The following is a 14,672-nucleotide window of genomic DNA, read 5'->3' as shown; positions in this document are numbered from 1 at the left end:
ATTAAAGTTTTTAATCTTATCAATTTAATCTTGATAATGTCAAGTTTATTTATACTCAAAACACTATTAAATGCTAAATTTTGACAAAATAAGGATAAAATCCCTAATTTAGCGCAGAAGCTTTAAAAAATCCAGATCGTGGGAAACCTCCGTTCCAATTTCTCTGAAGCTAAATTTCTTCGAGTCTAGATTTTTTCCTTCTATGTTTTTGTTACAATCAATGAAATTTTTACATAAAAATACCACTATGGCTTTATATGCTGAATTACATAGACATCTAGGCGGCTCGGTCGTACCAAGAGTTCTATGGCGATATTTCGAGCGACATTCTTCGGAGTTGATTTCTCGCTTTGATGACTATTCACAATTTGAAGATTTTTACACCCGTCCACGCAACACCCTGGATGAGTATCTAGAATTACACACCCTGGTAGAAAGTGTGCAAACTGTGGAGACTTTGCCTTACTTTATCTATCGCTTGGTGCGGGGTGCTTACATCTTTGAAAATTTGGCTTATCTGGAGCTGCGCTACACTCCTTATTTGCGGACACCTGAGCATCTGAGTCAATCAGAAAGAATTGACAAAATGGCAGAAATCGTACAAGTAGTAGGGATTGCTAGCCACCAGCCAGAATATCCAATTGTTACTAGCCAAATTCTCTGTATGCACACGCGCCTACCTTATGAGGTGAACAAGGCGATTGTTGATTTGGCGGCGCAAAATAAGCAGTATGTCTGTGCAGTGGATGTAGCGGGGGGTGATAGCTATTATGCCGAGCGCTTAGAAGAATGGATTAGCTTATATGATTATGCGCGATCGCAGGGCGTTAACACCACCGGACATCTATATGAAACCACTGCTGGCTGTTACCCTGAACTGTTACCCTATCTCATGCGAATCGGTCACGGCATCCAAATTCCCCTACTGTATCCAGAGTTACTTAATGATGTGGCTAAACGCGGACAGTGTTTAGAGGTTTGCCCCACAACTTACCTAAAAACTGGTACTTTGCAGGATATCCGTCAACTCAAATTAGTTTTTGACCGTTGTTTTGAAGCTGGGGTAGATATTGCTATCTGTACTGATAATGCTGGATTGCACAATGTGCGTCTACCGTTTGAGTATGAGAATCTCTTGACTTACAACATTATCAGTTTTGCACAATTACAAGCTTGTCAGGATGCAGCTTTCCGTCATGCTTTTGCTTGGCCTTACAGTCAACCTCCCGCATCTCTGTTGAATGGATTACTGAAACCTGAACTACCTAAAATTTTGGCAACCAGGGATAGTAATTAAACACCACTAGTAGTCTGTCAATAAATAATTGATGGATAAATTCCCTGTAGAGACGGCGATTTATCGCGTCTCTCTAACCGTCAAAATGAATTTGACAGACCACTAGAGAAAGTAGAAAGTAAGATGATTTAATTGCTAATTAATGTTGCAGTTAGTGACTTTTTTGATGCTGTAGAGAAAGCTGTAATGCACAGTAGATATTTTGCAAAAACCCATTTTTTAGAGATTAAACCACAGATACACCCAGAGAATTTATCGGTAGTTCATCTGTGGTTTACTTTTCGCTAATTCAGATTTTTGTTAGAAGTCTAATGTGCAGTACAAAAAACCAGCAATTATGCAATAAATAGACTTCGATTGATATACCTGGGTTAAGTTTAAGCGGTAACACCTTCTGTAGCACCACCGACTGAAATCCAAGCTGTAAGACCACCTTGGATTTCCGCTACTTCAACAAACCCTTCTTTTCTGAGAATTTGTGCAGCCTGGGTTGATTGCTCGTCACTGTCGCCATAAATATAAATATGGCGTTCTTTATGTAGAGCAAATTTGGCTCTAGATGCCAAATTGTCTAACGGGATGGGTATGGCTCCACTGATCCGACCGTTATTGTAGGTATGGCGCTCACGCACATCAACAATTGTAAAACCTGGTTGACCCCATTGCAAACGGGTCTTTAACTCATGGACATTAGCAACTGAATTATTACTCATAAGTTTTTTGGCTTATCACCTCACAAGCAATTTATCAAAAATCCCCGTATAATTGAGTTTTCTTTACAATTAATAAAAATTTCTGGTTAATTCGCTTTCTCATCTGCTCAGTCTACGGAAAGCTAAAGCAACATCTCCCCTACTCTTTTTCTTGCCTACAAGACGCTGCGCGTATCTTGCTTCCCTGTAAAGGTACAATTTATAATTGATTTCCCCTCCACTTTCCTTGTCCCCAGAAGCTATAAACTATAATTTATGGCATCTACTATTCAAGCTCTACCAACAGAAGTCGTATATCTCATTACAGCTGGTGAGGTAATAGACTGTTTCGCATCTGTGGTGCGGGAATTAGTAGAAAATTCCCTAGATGCAGGTGCAACGCGCATTGTGGTTTCTTTATGGCCGCAGCAATGGCGAATTCGTGTTGCAGATAATGGTTGTGGAATGAACCTAGATGATTTGCAACAAGCAGCCACAGCCCACAGCACTAGTAAAATTCGCTCTAGTGCCGATTTATGGAAAATTAACAGTTTAGGATTTCGTGGTGAGGCGTTACACAGTTTAACCACTCTGGCAGATTTAGAAATTTTGAGTCGTCCTGTGGGTGGAAAATTAGGATGGCGAATTAGCTATGGCGATGGCGGGGAAGTTGTGCAAGTTGAAGTAACTGCGATCGCACCTGGTACAGTGGTGACAGTTTCTCATCTTTTCGGTAATTGCTCATCTCGTCGTCAGGGATTGCCCACAGCAGCACAGCAAATGAAAGCCGTGCAAGCCACAATTTACCAAATCGCCCTGTGTCATCCTCACGTCACCTGGCAGATTTGGCAAAATGACCGTCAATGGTTCACCATTTCTCCAGCTTCGACAACTGGGCAACTGCTACCGCAGATTTTACCCCAAGTGCGACAAGGTGACTTGCAAGAAATAAAACTCGAAATACCCAATCCTCCCAGCTCTTGTACAGACGCGATTAATCGCGTCTCTACGGACACTTCTACAGACCCGATGAATCGCGTCTCTCCCCACTCAGCACTAAACTTAGTAGTAGGATTACCCGATCGCACTCATCGTCATCGTCCAGATTGGGTACGTGTAGCTATTAACGGACGGATGGTTAAAACACCGGAATTAGAGCAAACGATATTATCAGCATTTCATAGAACATTACCACGCGATCGCTATCCAATTTGTTTCCTACATCTTGCCATTTCCCCCGATCAAATTAACTGGAATCGTAATCCAGCAAAAACAGAAATTTATCTTAACGAAATCATTTATTGGCAAGAGCAAATTACCCAAGCAATCAACCAAGCACTCAGCATCTCTTCTAACAATCTCAAAGAAGCTGTTCACACAACACGAGTTAGTAAATTACTCAAAGCCGCAGAAGCAAAAGGCAGCTACAATTTCAATTCTCAAAATCCTAACCCTTGTACGGACGCGATTAATCGCGTCTCTCCTAACTCTTTAAAAGCTGTCGCTCAAGTTAGCAACACTTATATTGTGGCGGAACATCCTAGTGGTATGTGGTTAGTGGAACAGCACATTGCCCATGAGCGAGTTTTGTATGAGCAATTGTCTGATAATTGGCAACTTGTCCCGGTCGAACCGTCAATTATTCTTTATCAATTGTCGCCAGCGCAAGTATTGCAACTGCAACGCATCGGTTTAGAAATAGAACCCTTTGGCGAACAACTTTGGGCAGTGCGAAACATACCTGCACCTTTGCAACAGCGAGACGACTGTGCAGAAGCAATTTTAGAGCTTAGTTGGGGAGGCGATTTACAAACAGCCCAAGTAGCCGTCGCTTGTCGCAGTGCCATTCGTAATGGTACACCCATGAATCAACAAGAAATGCAGGCACTTTTAGATAATTGGCAACGCACTCGCAACCCTCGCACCTGTCCCCACGGACGGCCAATTTATCTATCTTTAGAAGAATCAGCTTTAGCCCGATTTTTCCGGCGTAATTGGGTAATTGGAAAAAGTCACGGAATTTGATGTTTTCAGTAAGTGTACACATGTCGTTTGCCGAAGAATTAAATTCAATGGCGAGACAATCTGGAGAAAAAGAAATCTTGTTCCCTCCCCTTTACAAGGGGAGGGTTAGGGTGGGGTAAAACCCAGATTTATCAAGCAACAGCGTCTTGCTTAGGCTTTCGCACCGGACGCTTGCGTAGGCGTAGCCCGTCGTAGACATCGCTTCGACGAACGCCTCCCGCCATTTTGTACTCATCGCTATTCTTGCCATACTTTGCAGCTACACTGAGTAACATGTGTTCTGTTAGTTCCATCAGCGACTTTTCGGCAACTTCTAAGGCTTCCTGAGTCATATCTACGCTGGAGAGGCTTGAGTTATAAGCTTCCAATTTGTCTTGCGTTGTTTTGATGACGGTTGCAAAAGAGTCAATTGTTACCCCATTGCCTAAATCTAAGGTGGGATTGATCGATTTCAAAGCCGCAATCCGACGCTGCGCTTTATCAAGTACTTTAGACCCGCGTTTTGGACGTGACATAAATCACCTTTCTGTTGTTAATAATGCGCCAGGAGAAAAACTGACTTCCACCCTGAACTGTACATCACTAAGATAGACAGAATTAGGGTTACTTGACACCCGAATTATTCAGTATAAATTAATTTATTTATTACAAATATGTTAGATGACTTTATGTAAATTATTGGAGGTTGCCCGAATTCAATAAACGACTGCCCGAATTCAATAAACGACTGCCCGAATTCAATAAACGACTGCCCGAATTCAATAAATGACTGCCCGAATTCAATAAACGACTGCCCGAATTCAATAAACGACTGCCCGAATTCAATAAACGACTGCCCGAATTCAATAAATGACTGCCCGAATTCAATAAATGACTGCCCAAAGAATCGCTATAAGAACCTGGCAAAAGTTTTTCTATGTAAAAATACTTATAAAGATGTTGGCAAGTATAAAAATATGCTATATATTCAAACAAGAAAGGCGATCGCGGACTCTTGGCCGAGGGCGATCGCCTTTCATTTAACCCCTACAATTGGAGTCAATTACGATGATGACACAATCAAAAAAGTTCGCCAAATCACAACAAAAGCAGTATTTACCTACCCAAGGCAACAACGCGCCCCTTTTGAATTTATCTGATCAAAAGCCATTACCAAAAAGAGAACCGATTAAACATTTATTGATTGGTTCACCAAAAGCCGTTACTAGCACAATTCATTTGTTGCAAATTCTCGGCTATGCCAACGTTGCTGATTGGATTACCCTACTACCAACAGGTAATCCACATGAAGTCATGAGTATTTTAAGCTGTCAGATTTTGATGCAATAACTCTGTCAAACACGATCTAGTCTCCTCCCCTTTATAAGGGGAGGGTTAGGGTGGGGTAAAAATAACACAAAAACTCAGTGAGTAAACTATTTTAGACTTGTGTGTACAGCGTAGCCCTTTATAAGGGGAGTATTAAGGTGCAATACAGTTGAGTTAAGCTTTTTTCTCTAAATAAAAAATATGGCATTCTTCGTATCAATGTAGTTAAGTATGCCTGCGATCGCTATATTATTTTTTTGCGAAGAGCAATTGAATATGCTTTCATCAAAAGATATTGTAATTACCTTAACTATTAATAATCTGTTCCACTGCAACAGAAATATCTGGAAACGCCAGAGGTTGAATTGTTCCCGCAGTGAATGTCAATTTTGTCGCGTACTCTCCATCTAAGATTTCTCGAAACACCACTAGGTGTAGCTTCTTGAGATTGACAACCCAATACTCTAAAATACCTGCTTCTGCGTAGATTTTGCTTTTTCTCTCTAAATCTTTTTCTAAACTGGAGTTAGCATACTCAATTAACCAAAAAATATTTTCTGGATAGGGATGATGCTCTCGATACTCCCGTCCTAAACGTTGGACAATGGCAATATCTGGTTCTGGTTCTGAGTCCTTAGGTAATGTGATAGGCTTGGCATGACGAATTTTGGCGCGTTCAGCCAATAACTTTGCTAGATACTCACCAGATTCATCACTACAATAAGCATGGGGTTCTCCTTCTGGGGACATTTCGACAATTTCTCCCTTAAGTAGTTCAACTTTGCGATCGCTCAAAATGCCAGCATCAATCATGCGGTGATATTCGTCAATCGTCCACTTAGCAAGAATAACAGTCATAACGATTGATTCCTCCCAATGATTCTTGATATTTTCCCATCTTAAAAGTATTTCAAAAGAAGCCGATACAAAAACTCCACTTTCTCAAAGTAAGTGGAGTAATTAACGTTAGACTACGAGTAATGAATCATCGCTAGTCTAATATTTATATTTACACTGCAAAAACTAAATTAATCTAAAGCTTTCTTCAGTTCGTCTTTAATGTTTTCTACAGTGTGAGTAGCTTGGGCTTGGGCTTGCTTTGCTTGTCCTTCAGCTTTATCTTGTGGATTGCCGGTTATTTCACCCACAACTTCTTGAATTTTCCCTTCAATATTTTTTGCAGTAGCTTCTATTCTTTTTTCAGCACTCATAGTTTTTATTTCCAGCTTGTAGTTGATTCAGCTATTACACAAACTAACAGTAGTGTATTATTTTTGACTTCCATCAACCGAAAGAAGAATTTGTTAGATTATGTATCTTAAGATAGATACGGGGTGCGACAGAATACCCACTTTTAAAAATATGAAAATAGGTGTCCAGATCCCCGGCTTCTTTAAGAAGCCGGGGATCTAACTTTTCACGAAGGATTTAGGACTGCTATATGCACCTTCATAGAAAATTAGTATAAGTCAAAGCAAATTTTCAACAAAAGGAAAGTAAAGGAGTGACAACAAAACGTCAACAAAATATATGGAAGAGTGAGATTAATGACATCATTCGGGGTGCTTGCGGAGGTTTTTTATTTGGTATACCTTTACTTTATACAATGGAGGTTTGGTGGATTGGATCGTTGGTAAAACCACAACTGATGATGATGGCGATCGCATTCATGTTTATTGTGGTTTACTTGCTGAATCAGACAGAAGGCTTTCGGAAACGCAGAGATAGTTGGGTAACTGCTCAAGCCGCAATGGATACCGTAGAAGCGATCGCGATCGGGCTAGCTTGCTGTGCCTTTGTACTGCTACTATTGCGAGAATTGACGCCAGAAACTTCCTTAAAGGAATCTTTAGGTAAAATCATCTTTGAAAGTGTGCCTTTCACTCTCGGTGTAGCATTAGCCAACCAGCTTTTAGGAGATACTAGAAATGGGAATGCAGAGGCACAAGGAAGCGATCGGGTAAACAGCACAGCCAAGAACAAAGAGGATCAATTACAAGCTACCTTTGCTGATGTCGGTGGAACCTTGATTGGTGCAACCATAATTGCATTTAACATTGCTCCAACAGATGAAATTCCTATGCTTGCAGCCGCAGGTTCGCCACCTTGGCAGTTGGCAATGATCGCCACATCTTTGCTGATTTCTTATGGCATTGTATTTCAGGCTGGCTTTTCAGACCAGCAAAAGCGGAAACAGCAAAAGGGAATTTTCCAACGACCATCAAGCGAAACCATTATGTCCTACCTAGTATCACTGCTAGCGAGCGCTTTTATGCTGTGGTTTTTTCAAAAGTTAACTTTTAGCGACCCTTGGACAATGTGGTTAGATCACACCTTGATGCTGGGTTTACCTGCAACTATTGGCGGTGCAGCTGGAAGGTTAGCAATATGACTAAAACAGAACAACCAAAGCGTTCAATTGCAGAGTGGGTAACATTCAGCGTCGCCTCACTTATCCTAGTAAGCATTGTAAGCTTGGTGGGCTACACTTGGCTGAACGAAAAGGATCAACCTCCCATCCTTTCTGTTAGCAAAAAACAAACAATTCGGGAAATTAATGGGCAATTTTATGTTCCCTTTGAAGTTGTCAATAGTGGAGGAGACACAGCCGAGTCAGTTCAAGTTATGGCTGAGTTATTAATTAACGGCAAAGTTACAGAAACAGGAGAGCAACAAATCGACTTTTTATCTAGCGGGGAAAGTGAAGAAGGTGCATTTATATTCAGCCAGAACCCGCTCCAAGGTCAGTTAAATCTGCGTGTTGGTAGCTATAAACTGCCCTAATGAAGATTTAAAACCGCAGATATATCTATATTAGACCTCTTGGCAAAAGTGCTTTTTGCACTCTTGGGGAAAAGGGTAAAGGTTAAAGGGGAAAAGGACGATACAGAACTTTTTCCCCTTCCCCCCGCCCCTTATCCCCAGAGGGGGCCCCACCTTCCCCTTTTCCCGACTTATGCAAGAAGTCTATTCATCTGATTGTAGGGTGGGCATCTCGCCCGCCCTTAACTTCAAAAAAATCTAGCAGGATTACCCACCCGATACAATTGGATAATTTATTTTTTGGAAATCTTCAAGCTTTAACCTTAGCTTTTGACCAAACGCCGTTTTCATCTTCATCATATTGCTGATGAACAGACTCCCAAGCAGCTTGTTCAGCAGTGAACTCATCATTTTTCTCATTGAAGACAGTATTGTAGCGTTCAATGAATGTGCGTTGAGCTTCATCAGAAAGATGAGCGCGAACTTCCGGAGACAAGTCTTCTGGGCTGTTGCACTGTCCAGGACAAGGGCGAGCAAAGGTTTTTTCAATTGTGTGAATTTCTTCGCCACCAGCACTTTCGAGCAACAATTGAAATTCGCCAGTGCGATCGCTTGGTACTTCTGCCATCACTAAGAATTCGCCAGCTTGTAAGCGGGTTTGGTAGATCGCCGCTTTATCTTCTGACATTCCCAAAGTAGTTAGAACCGATACTAAACCAGCACCTGCACTACCTGCGATCGCTCCACTAGCAGCCCCCAACAGCACTGCACCAATAGGCCCTGCTGCCACAATTGGGCCGACAAAGGGAATAAATAGTACGCCTACACCAGTGAGCAAGCTGAGAAAGGAACCAAACAAGGAACCAAAAACTGCCCCTGTTCTCAAACCACCCAAAATCACATCTTTTTTACTAATAAAGCCAGCAATTCTAGTTTCGGACTGGAAATTTCTACCCATGACCGAAATATGATCTCTAGGCACACTCCTGTCTAATAAGCGCCGAATGACATCATCAATTTGCTTCTGTTCCTTAAATACAGCAGAGATAGTCCGTTCTGCTTTATATACTTCTGACACTTAAAACCCCCTGTTTGGTTTGTATTATCTTGTTTTTGCAATGAATATGGCGAATAGGTAGATGCAGGCAGATTAATTTCTTCACAGCAGTTAGAAGGAGGATTGATTTCTCCTTCTAACTGGTTTTACACAGAACCATCCTCTTTCAGACGTTGTGAGCTACACACCTACGGGAGTCTTAGCCCCTTCTGCTGGCTGTCTACCATCTGGGCCTAGTGCTTCACCTTCAATGAATGAACGCAGCATCCAAGCTATTTCCTCATGCTGTTCCATCAGTCCAGTCAGAAAGTCAGCAGTTCCCTGATCGTGGAACTGGTCACCAGACTGATCTACATGGTCTCTTAAGTTCCGAATAACTTGCTCGTGATCATTCACTAGATTAGATACCATCCCTGTAGATGTGGGAACACTACCAGCATGTTCCTTGAGGGTAGCAATCTTGAGAAATCCTTCCAATGTGCCAACTGGATAACCGCCCAAAGCACGAATCCGCTCTGCTAAAGCATCAATATTTAGAGTCAGCGTTTGGTAGTGTTCTTCCCAAAGCTGGTGCAAAGAGCGGAACTGAGGCCCAACGACATCCCAGTGATACTTTTTGGTTTTCACCAATAGTAGATAAGCGTCTGCCAAATCTTGATTTAACAGATTAATTACACCTTGACGCTGTTCTTCAGTCAAACCAATGTTTATCGAACGCATTGTTTTCCATCCCTAAGCAAACTTATCTACTAACTTCTCAAATTTCAGACAGATTCCACATCAACCAAAGGTAACATTATGAGCTTAAATTAATTACTAAATTCATAATTATGCCTATGTCTTAATAGGTAGTGTTAAGCCAATATTCTAGTAATTAGCGAACTTTATTGATTTTTTTGCCTACAACAGCAAAATTCACTAAATATAATTATTAATTAAGATATCTTTAATCAAAACTATGCAAACCCAGTTTCGCCATAGATACTCAGAGTGAACATATTTTTATAATTAAATTGTAGTCACCAGGTTAACAATACTAATTAGTAATGGGTGACTGCATTTACGCAATCACCCATTACTACCGAAAGATTACCAAAGCGATTAATTTACTTCTTACCTGTAACTTTCTCCAATGCATTCTTTATATTTTCTTCCACTGAGGTTGCAGCCTGGGAATTATCTGGACGCTTCTGCTGGTTAATATCAGCAGCTCCCTGAACCTCATTAAGTCCTTCGTTGGTCTCTTTTTGAGTCTTTCTCAATCCTATTGGTGGTGCTTTAGCGGCTTCGTCAGTTTTTGCTTGAATGTCAAGCAATTGTGTAGTAGCTTCCTCAGGTTCACTTTGGTAGCTATCGATCGCAAAAGCAGGAAAAGCACTAGATAACAATAGTAAGGCGCAAGTAAAAGCCACAACTAGGAAGCGTACTGGACTTAAGACAGAAGCAATAATTTTCATTTGAAATCCTCAATAACAGCTTTAACAACGCAGAACTTTGACTGAAAATAGTGGCAGATCACATTTTACTTGGTAAAGAGCAATAATAAAAATAGCCAGCTACCCTTCAATCTGAAAGTTTTTTAGAAACGAACCTGACGAAGAAATTGTCTTAGGATTTCTGCATCGAACTAGTTAAGGGATAATAAGCAGAATATCACCTTAATTCTTTAGCAAAATCATTACGTTTTTATATTGACAATCTTCTTTCAAGGTTCCTTGTTTCTACTTGTACTTTGAAAATGCTAATGCCTGCATCAATCTCCAGAATGAAATTTACTATATCTTTAGTTATAATAAAATCAGTCTCCAGGTATATCGACTTATTAATATAGTTTGGTTTCTGCAAGCAAATTGGTAGAAATTGACCTTTTGAGACAAGGATAATCAATGTTTGTTATAAAATGTGAAGCAATCAGCACAGGCGTAGCCCATGTATGCATCATGATATTTCGCTTATACGCTTACAAGTGAGGTTTTGTAAAAATTGCCACTGCGCTTGAGGCAACTTTTACCATTTGCAGACAACCTGAATAACTTTTCAAACATTCCTGTAAGAGTCACCATTGCTAATTTATTTTAAACTTGATAAGTCTGTTTTATTACCTCTTCTATCGAACTTACACGATGGAACATTTCTATTAATTCATGGGATCTTGTTTTTCGCTTCGCTAGCATTACTTTTAACGGCGTTAAATAATGAATATCTGGGTCATCTCCTAAAGCAACTTCGGCTGCTTGCAAGACTTTTGTTGCATTCTCAAAAATATCCTCATTGTCAAACCCTTCTTTTGCAGAAACTTGATGTAACATTGCATCGGGTACAGTTGCTCTACCCAGCAAAGCTTTATCTAACACCAAACCTTTTAATAGTGTTAGCAAAGCTGCATATATATAAAAATCATCACAGCTATCACAAGCCTTAAATTCAATGCGTCCCACCTCCGCCGGAATGCGGGCGATTTTTGTTAAGGAAGGTATGCTATTAATCAATTGTTCCTGTTTTTGAACAAAAACTAGGGCTGCTGGTCTTTTCCCGGTTCTGATAAATGTTCGTACCGATAGCCCATCCCATAAAGTTCCGTTATAAAAAGGGGAACTATAACTAAAAGGGACGATATAAGGACTATAATAAGTTAACTTTCTGCCAATATCAATCACATCTTCAGTAGACAAATTTACCACTGAAATATTCAAATCTGGCCCGTACGATACCATGTGAATATTAGCAGTTTGCTCGTCAGGATAAGCCTGTAGCTCTTTAATTTCGTAATCGTTTAATGGGGGATGAGGTTCAAAAACCGGATTGTATGGATTAAAACTGACTAAAACAGGTGAGAAACCAAAGTTTGCAGCAACTTCACGTAGTAAGTGAAAACTTTCTGATAATTCAGTAATAGCGTCTTGAATATTAGAATGTATAGTCGTTCTAATTTCGATACCTTTTGCATGACAGTCTATCACTTTATCGGAATCTGCAAATCTTTCAAATCCCTCAATGTACCATCTTTTCATCTTAATACCCGCATCCCCTATGCGTAGTTGAGGATAGTCGCTGGGGTATGTAGGTAGCTTTTCAATAATTTGATTGAAATCAGCAAATTTGGTATGGGAAAAATCAGCAAATTTTCCTTCTTTATTTAGAAAAGCGACTTCATGCTCAATGCCAAATAAAAACATCACGTATACCTTTATTGTGTAGGTGCGTAACCATCTGTGGGTGATAATTCCTCATAAATAACAGTTTATCTGAGAAGATTTTGCAGAAGTAGGTTAATCAAATTGGTTAGCGATACCTACAGCAACCTGAAGCGGGTACGTTGTAATCATCTCAGATGATTTAGGATCTACTATAATTGGATATGGTGCCTGAAGCTCACAAACTCTAGCCCAGAGGGAGTTAGTAGTTTTTCTGCAATGATGCTGAGGTGAGTTTTGCTTTTATTCATTAATATCTCCATAACTAAAGATTAAATTTTCCTTTTTAGTTTAAATAGAAAAATTATCAAGATTAGCTCAGATGGATTTTACCCCAAGACCGACTATTGGGATTTGAAAACTTCTCTGGTTTATTTCTGAAGGCAGTTACGCCTACGCACTTTCTTAATTATTGTGTATTGCCTCCACTATCTTCCTAGTCGCTGGGTAGGGTAGCTTAGTAGTGACTGAGGAAAGCTTGAGACGTGAGTTTATGACAAGTACCGTTCAATCCCCATACAGCAACGAACAGATTGCCGCTTGGTTGCGTGGACTGCTCACCATTGCTTGGGCAGATGGTAATTTTGATGCCCAAGAACAGGAATTAATTGCCAGCATCACCAAAAATGAATTAGCTCCTAAGATTAAATTCGACTCACTAGAGGTAATTACGCCAGAAGAATTAGCCGCAGTCTTGGGTAAAGGTACGCCAGCATCGGAAAATTTCTTAAGGACTGCGATCATGGTAGCGATCGCAGATGGTACTTATTCTCCTAGCGAAGATCAGGTTTTACATCAGTTCTGCCAAGCCTTAGAACAGCCAGAGAACTTACTAGAAGCCCTTCGCTACACCCTAGAACACCCACTGCTTACCCCCACTATTGCCAGCAGTGGGCTTACAAAGCGTCAAATTGATGCACTACACCCCCTGCGCGACTGGCTGGATCGGCTAGATATCCAAGACCCAAGAGTAGCCCGCTTTTTGTGTAAAATGATTCCCTCTCAGTGTCCCTTTGAGCGGGATGTCACCTTATTTGGACGAAAGATTGTCCACATACCGCCGATGTGTAAAATCAACCCCTTGTATGAGCAACTAGTGGGCTTACGTTTCCGCGCCCTCTCTTACCTGGCAGATAAATGTGGTGAAGATGTTTCACCATATATTTAGTTAAAGTAGAGAGTGAGGAGTTATAATTTGTAACTCCTAAATTCCTAACTCCTCACTTCTCACTATTAGTTAAATATGCAATTTATTGACCAAGCAAAAATTGAAGTTGAAGCTGGTAAGGGCGGCGATGGTATTGTCGCCTTCCGGCGAGAAAAATACGTGCCGACTGGTGGCCCTTCTGGTGGTAATGGGGGAAGAGGCGGTTCAGTATTTTTTGTTGCCGACGAAAACCTACAAACCTTGCTGGACTTCAGATATAACCATCGCTTTCAGGCAGAAAAAGGGACTCGTGGTGGGCCGAATAACTGTACTGGAGCAGCAGGAAAGGATTTGATCATCGAAGTTCCTTGCGGTACAACCATTTATGATGCTGAAACTGGTGAATTGTTGGGTGATTTAATTGAACCGAAGCAGACTTTACTGATTGCTCAAGGTGGTAAAGGTGGGCTGGGAAATCAGCATTTCTTGAGTAACCGTAACCGCGCCCCAGAATATGCCCTCCCAGGATTACCAGGGGAAATAAAGCAGTTGCGCCTAGAGTTGAAGCTTTTGGCAGAAGTTGGGATTATTGGCTTACCAAATGCTGGTAAATCTACTCTAATTTCATCTTTATCAGCTGCACGTCCAAAAATCGCAGACTACCCTTTTACTACCCTGATCCCAAATTTAGGTGTAGTACGTAAACCTACTGGCGATGGTACTGTTTTCGCCGACATTCCCGGACTAATTGAGGGAGCATCTCATGGTGCAGGGCTGGGACACGATTTCTTACGTCATATTGAGCGCACGCGAGTACTACTTCACTTGATTGATGCTACTAGTGATGATGTGGTTAGAGACTACAACACAATTAATGAAGAATTAAAAGCTTATGGACGAGGTTTAGCAGAACGCCCGCAAATTTTGGCGCTGAACAAAATTGATGCAGTTGATCGGGAAACTGTCGATTTGGAAGCGTTAGCCACCCAACTTAATCATCTCTCCTACGCGCCCGTTTTTGTGATTTCAGCAGTTACCCGCACCGGGTTAGAGCCGATGTTACAAGAAATTTGGGGAATTCTCGACCAAATGAAGGTTCCTCAAGAAGTGGAGGTATTTAGCTGACAAAATAATTACCAGTCTCATCCTCAAAGGAAGACTTTTTTGTAGAGATGAGATGGGTTATACC

The 14,672-nt window shown here is 40.9% G+C and carries 16 protein-coding genes; 8 read left to right on the top strand and 8 right to left on the bottom strand.

Translation table 11 applies throughout. The features are described 5' to 3' along the window. Positions 1–247: 247 nt before the first annotated feature. Positions 248–1,297, top strand: coding sequence for an adenosine deaminase (locus tag RMZ43_RS29735; RefSeq protein ID WP_322652800.1), 1,050 nt, complete (start codon positions 248–250; stop codon positions 1,295–1,297). A gap of 377 nt (positions 1,298–1,674) precedes the next feature. Here RMZ43_RS29735 and RMZ43_RS29730 read toward each other — a convergent pair whose 3' ends face one another. Continuing rightward, complete coding sequence (locus RMZ43_RS29730; RefSeq protein ID WP_322652799.1) at positions 1,675–2,010, bottom strand: rhodanese-like domain-containing protein; 336 nt, start codon at positions 2,008–2,010, stop codon at positions 1,675–1,677. 255 nt (positions 2,011–2,265) lie between these two features. Between RMZ43_RS29730 and mutL the strand changes: the two genes are divergently transcribed. Beyond that, positions 2,266–4,014, top strand: a complete 1,749-nt coding sequence (gene mutL / locus RMZ43_RS29725; RefSeq protein WP_322652798.1) for a DNA mismatch repair endonuclease MutL — start codon at positions 2,266–2,268, stop codon at positions 4,012–4,014. 131 nt (positions 4,015–4,145) lie between these two features. Here the strand turns inward: mutL and RMZ43_RS29720 are convergent, their stop codons facing one another. Further along, a complete protein-coding gene (locus RMZ43_RS29720) occupies positions 4,146–4,529 on the bottom strand; it encodes a hypothetical protein (protein ID WP_322652797.1) in 384 nt (127 codons plus the stop codon). Between the two features lie 355 nt (positions 4,530–4,884). Between RMZ43_RS29720 and RMZ43_RS29715 the strand changes: the two genes are divergently transcribed. Both RMZ43_RS29715 and RMZ43_RS29710 read left to right on the top strand, forming a co-directional pair. Next, positions 4,885–5,037, top strand: coding sequence for a hypothetical protein (locus RMZ43_RS29715; RefSeq protein WP_322652796.1), 153 nt, complete (start codon positions 4,885–4,887; stop codon positions 5,035–5,037). A gap of 24 nt (positions 5,038–5,061) precedes the next feature. Next, positions 5,062–5,343 carry a hypothetical protein gene (locus RMZ43_RS29710; protein WP_322652795.1) on the top strand — a complete coding sequence of 94 codons (282 nt, stop codon included), beginning with the start codon at positions 5,062–5,064 and terminating at the stop codon, positions 5,341–5,343. Positions 5,344–5,628: 285 nt separating this feature from the next. Here RMZ43_RS29710 and RMZ43_RS29705 read toward each other — a convergent pair whose 3' ends face one another. Both RMZ43_RS29705 and RMZ43_RS29700 read right to left on the bottom strand, forming a co-directional pair. Continuing rightward, on the bottom strand, positions 5,629–6,180 hold the full coding sequence (locus RMZ43_RS29705) for a Uma2 family endonuclease (RefSeq protein ID WP_322652019.1): 552 nt from the start codon (positions 6,178–6,180) through the stop codon (positions 5,629–5,631). Positions 6,181–6,350: 170 nt separating this feature from the next. Beyond that, entirely contained in the window at positions 6,351–6,533 is a 183-nt protein-coding gene (locus RMZ43_RS29700) for a CsbD family protein (RefSeq protein ID WP_322652020.1), read from the bottom strand. A gap of 293 nt (positions 6,534–6,826) precedes the next feature. Between RMZ43_RS29700 and RMZ43_RS29695 the strand changes: the two genes are divergently transcribed. After that, positions 6,827–7,714: a TIGR02587 family membrane protein gene (locus RMZ43_RS29695; protein WP_322652021.1), complete on the top strand. Its 888-nt coding sequence runs from the start codon at positions 6,827–6,829 to the stop codon at positions 7,712–7,714. Then, entirely contained in the window at positions 7,711–8,106 is a 396-nt protein-coding gene (locus RMZ43_RS29690) for a TIGR02588 family protein (RefSeq protein ID WP_322652794.1), read from the top strand. Before RMZ43_RS29695 ends, RMZ43_RS29690 begins: the two co-directional genes overlap by 4 nt. Before the next feature lie 289 nt (positions 8,107–8,395). On the opposite strand, the gene RMZ43_RS29685 is transcribed toward RMZ43_RS29690, so the two are convergent. The 4 genes from RMZ43_RS29685 to RMZ43_RS29670 form a co-directional block, all read right to left on the bottom strand. Continuing rightward, the gene (locus tag RMZ43_RS29685; protein WP_322652023.1) at positions 8,396–9,163 is read right to left on the bottom strand and encodes a ChaB family protein; all 768 of its coding nucleotides are present in this window, start codon (positions 9,161–9,163) and stop codon (positions 8,396–8,398) included. Positions 9,164–9,322: 159 nt separating this feature from the next. Further along, the gene (locus tag RMZ43_RS29680) at positions 9,323–9,862 is read right to left on the bottom strand and encodes a Dps family protein (RefSeq protein ID WP_322652024.1); all 540 of its coding nucleotides are present in this window, start codon (positions 9,860–9,862) and stop codon (positions 9,323–9,325) included. A 386-nt stretch (positions 9,863–10,248) separates the two neighbouring features. Beyond that, positions 10,249–10,599 (bottom strand): hypothetical protein, encoded by a 351-nt coding sequence (locus RMZ43_RS29675; RefSeq protein WP_322652025.1) that lies wholly within the window; start codon positions 10,597–10,599, stop codon positions 10,249–10,251. A gap of 618 nt (positions 10,600–11,217) precedes the next feature. Continuing rightward, the gene (locus tag RMZ43_RS29670; RefSeq protein WP_322652793.1) at positions 11,218–12,318 is read right to left on the bottom strand and encodes a glutamate--cysteine ligase; all 1,101 of its coding nucleotides are present in this window, start codon (positions 12,316–12,318) and stop codon (positions 11,218–11,220) included. Between the two features lie 511 nt (positions 12,319–12,829). Between RMZ43_RS29670 and RMZ43_RS29665 the strand changes: the two genes are divergently transcribed. Together RMZ43_RS29665 and obgE are read left to right on the top strand one after the other, a co-directional pair. Continuing rightward, on the top strand, positions 12,830–13,504 hold the full coding sequence (locus RMZ43_RS29665; RefSeq protein WP_322652027.1) for a Mo-dependent nitrogenase C-terminal domain-containing protein: 675 nt from the start codon (positions 12,830–12,832) through the stop codon (positions 13,502–13,504). 75 nt (positions 13,505–13,579) lie between these two features. Next, positions 13,580–14,608 carry a GTPase ObgE gene (obgE, locus tag RMZ43_RS29660; protein ID WP_322652792.1) on the top strand — a complete coding sequence of 343 codons (1,029 nt, stop codon included), beginning with the start codon at positions 13,580–13,582 and terminating at the stop codon, positions 14,606–14,608. Positions 14,609–14,672: the final 64 nt, after the last annotated feature.

Origin of the sequence: Nostoc sp. CmiVER01 (assembly GCF_034531135.2) — a bacterium.
Classification (GTDB): Bacteria; Cyanobacteriota; Cyanobacteriia; order Cyanobacteriales; family Nostocaceae; genus Nostoc.
Note: the sequence above shows the minus strand (reverse complement) of the source record. Positions and strands in the feature narration are given on the sequence as shown.